This is a genomic window from Neisseria sp. P0021.S007 (assembly GCF_051956855.1).
The window spans coordinates 1-658 of sequence record NZ_JBQCXA010000606.1 but is presented as its reverse complement, the minus strand read 5'-3'; the positions used below and the strand labels follow the sequence as shown (position 1 = coordinate 658).

The 658-nt window shown below is 49.1% G+C and carries 2 pseudogenes; both read right to left on the bottom strand.

Annotation, left to right across the window (positions count from 1 at the left end):
• Nucleotides 1–181: 181 nt before the first annotated feature.
• Nucleotides 182–424: pseudogene (locus ACTHUR_RS14915) on the bottom strand (class IIb bacteriocin, lactobin A/cerein 7B family); the annotation flags it as partial.
• A 42-nt stretch (nt 425–466) separates the two neighbouring features.
• A pseudogene (locus ACTHUR_RS14910) lies at nt 467–658 on the bottom strand (meta-pathway of phenol degradation family protein); the annotation flags it as partial.

Genomic DNA, 658 nt, shown 5'->3' with positions numbered 1-658 from the left:
TTGTTGGCAAGTGTGCTATTTACTCTCCATATGTTTGCTCCTGCATTTGTCAGGCTGGGAATAAATTTGACTCCTCCACTGGCAATTGCCCCCGCAGTACCAAATGATGCGTCAATGACAGCACCTGTTGCTACGTTATCTGCAAATTTGGCATTGTCCCATTTGTAATGACCTTGATAGACGCCCCATGCATATAGCCGGCACCTCCCCATATGCCTCCTACGATACCACCGGCTACCCAAGGAGCAACAGCCCCCTCAGTGTCTTTCATTTCCTGCGGCGATAGTTCCGCCAACTACATCGGCGCATCTGCCTGCGTGTGGAACACTTGGTTTTCAAATACCTGATTTTCCATGCTGTTTGCCATCGCCGGAGCGGCAATCATCGTTAGAATCATCATGGCTGCGGTAATTTGTTTTCTCATAACAACTCCTTTGGATTACAACGTTGGAAAATCAAAAACTGCTTAAAATGTATGCTGTACGCCCAATTTCAGTTCGGAACTGGTTTGCCCTGAAACGTTGAAACGTGCGGATGCGTTTAAAGCCGTGGTTTTGGTGAAACCGAAACCTGCACCGAGATGGGCGTAGATGGATGTATTTCCGGAGCATTCCCGTTCGCCGTCCAGTCGGTCGGGCTTCCTGCCCAGCCATTGGAT